General features: G+C 35.6%; 2 protein-coding genes. Both read right to left on the bottom strand.

The window, feature by feature from the left end; all coding sequences use genetic code 11:
- Positions 1–863 (bottom strand): leucine-rich repeat domain-containing protein (locus tag K6G87_RS03890; RefSeq protein ID WP_296834159.1); only part of this gene is annotated, 863 nt, incomplete at its 3' end.
- Between the two features lie 80 nt (positions 864–943).
- Positions 944–3,107, bottom strand: a 2,164-nt coding sequence (locus K6G87_RS03885) for a hypothetical protein (protein WP_296834157.1), incomplete at its 5' end; no start/stop codon positions are given.

The following is a 3,107-nucleotide window of genomic DNA, read 5'->3' as shown; positions in this document are numbered from 1 at the left end:
ACTTTGTCTATATCCAATCCATCAAATGCTGTTGCCCATATTATTTTAACCCCATCGGGAATTACAACCTCTTTTTCATTCCCGTTATATCTGGCAAGAGTATAATCGCCAAACATGGCAAACTCCTCCTGATACCAAGGTGCATCAGCAAAGTACTCTTTAGCCTGTCCCCAGTCGTATCCACACAAATTCTTACCACCTTTTATTGATTTTAATGAAGTACATCCCTTGAAGGCGTCCAAATATAGCACAGCTGTAACACAATCCGGGATGTACAAGCTTTCCAAGGATGAGCAATTTAAAAACATTCCGCTTGTAATAATACTGCATGATTCCGATAATGTTACACTCCTTAGACCGGTACATCCTTCAAAAATACAAATCCCTGCCTCTTCTAAGCCATTCGGAAGAACGACATTATCCAGTGACGTACAATTCATAAATGCAAACTGCTGTATATACCATATTTGATCAGAAAACTTTACTGTTTTCAGACTGGTACAATCTCTAAATGCATAAGCACCAATATTTGTAACATTATCAGGTATATTAATGCTGACAAGCTTATTACAATTATCGAACATCCAATCGCTTACTCTGGTACAGTTTTCAGAAAGTCTGACAGATGTAAGATTGACATAATCCTTAAATAAAGCTTCCTCCACATATGTAACTGTATCAGGAATATATACACTTTCTGCTTCCGGATACCCGATATTTGAAATCTTTGTAACTTTCCAAAACCAAAAGAAAGATGGTATTTTAATGTCCTTATCTGACCCTTTATACTGAGTTACGGTCACACCATTGTCATTGAATTCGTATGTGAAATCTATTCCATTAAGCTCCTTGATATTGCGCACAAAATAAATCACCCCCAATATAGTACATGCTAATGCTACAATTATGAGCATTTTATTTTTCATCTGCTCCACCTTTCTTTTTAAATATTTCCTACTGCTTTGTTATAAGCAGATTCTATAGTTTTATCCGACGGTAGAAATTTGTCGCAAGCTTTTACTAGCGCCAAAAATAGGTCATATGGAATATCCTGAATTGCTTTATAGTCTCCTACTGGATAATTATCATTATCTCCGGCATTGGAACGTATAAGAGAATTATAAGCCTGAGTAACCTGCTCCTGTGTATACGATACTGTATCATCTTCCAGGTCTTTGTAAGCCATATTTATAACATCTTCTCTATGGGCCTCCAAAAGGCTACAGGCTGTATTGTAAGGCTGTCCTGTATGATCAACAAAGTCACCTGTAATTTCAGCATCTTTGTAAATAGCATTAATACCCAAACTACTCCATCTTACATATTCACGAATATTAGAATACTCTGAAATAGACACTTTCGGGCTGCCTGAAACAGCAGAATAGCCCAACATCAATTTTGTAGTAGCATCAATTCTTTTTTTAGTTTCTTCATACTCCTCCTGTATTTTGGTAAATTTTACATATGCATCAAGTCCGGCCGCTGTCAGTCTTCCTCCTATAACAGCTCCATCTGGTGCCCCATCATAATATGTTTTGATTGCCTCTGCAGCAGTTTTACCGGTTCCCAGCATATCGCTTTCATAAATCTCTTTACTGATAGCAAGAAGCGTTCCAACCTGCGGATTAATTGCTTTAACTATAGCTATTACTGTATCTTCTGATTGACTGGTCAGTTTTTCTCTTCTCTTCCTTTCAAGCTCTTCTAACCAGTTATCATCATAATCCTCAAGACCCTTAATAAAATCAAGACTTCCTGCATTTAGCAGATGTGTATCTTTAGATGTAGTAATATCTTCAACCGAATCATAACCATAGTAATGAGTCGCTTTAACGTTATAATAAAACTGCATCTGACCCTGTTCGTCAAAAAATGGCAGATTACCACCATATGAACTCGGAATCATCGTCAAATATGGCATATAGGTATTGAAATCATCTCCGGGTTGTCTCTCAGAGGCATCATAACACACAGTACTACGCTGTCCCAATCCTCCCTCATCATATTCATAGTAAACTTTAGTCCAAAAAGCTTCATTGCTATTAGCCAAAAACAGCTGATGATCAAGTTCCTCATCATAATAGCTAATGTTATTGTTTACTTTAGTCCATGCACCTTTTTTTAACTTCTCTGCTATATCTCCACTATAAATAGTCATTATTTCGAGATACCCCTTAGCATACTCATCACTTTCAGGGTATTTCACTCCGGGAACAAGAATACCATTAGCATAATTCAAATATTCATTATATTCCTCTTTTGATAATAATTGATATGAATAATCTGCCAATCTGTATGAACATTCAGTACTTATCTTTTCGGGATCTACCACAAAAACATCAGAATAGTTCCCATCTGTCTTGGCTAACTTATCTATCAGCGTCATATCATATGAATTTTTACAATCCATATACATAGAAACTATATAATTATTATCAAATCCAATATCATTTTTTAAATGATCAAAACAACCAGGATTTTCTTTTTCACATTTATCTATGTATTTATTGGTTCGAGCTATAGACGTATGGTATAACATTTCTGTCACATTTCCATATCCATCTTCAAATCCAAAACATACTCCAGCTCTATCAATCCATATTTCTGGCAATGAATATCCTTGAATATAATCATAATCAGAACGCTGTAGAGCCCCAAACTCATTAATATAGTTTTTTGCAATTCCATTAGTCATGTAACCATACATTTCGTTTAAATAACCACTATTAAATACTGTTTGATCAGAAGATCCTTGAAGCGTAACCATATAAGTTAGAATCGTTTCAACTCTCTCTAAACAATTTGCACATTCATCATCAGAAAAAGAGTATTCTATCTTCTCAAGATCAACTTCTACTATTCTAGATAATGCCCTTCTAGTAGTGTTAGATGCATTTTCCCAACTAAAATTTTCATCTTCATAGCTCTCAGATAAGTCATCACCATATTCTTCAAACAATCTATCAATTTCTGCATCCACTTCGGGATCACCTGTCTTATACTCTGCATATGGATCAGCTGCAGGTGCTGTATTATTTCCTGTTGATGAAGAACCTGTACTAGTTGCATCGCTTTCCGAACTACTATTTGAGGAGTTTTTCTTTGAT

Source organism: Butyrivibrio sp. (assembly GCF_024699075.1).
The sequence above is the reverse complement of the archived record's forward strand: the minus strand, read 5'-3'. Positions and strand labels throughout refer to the sequence as shown.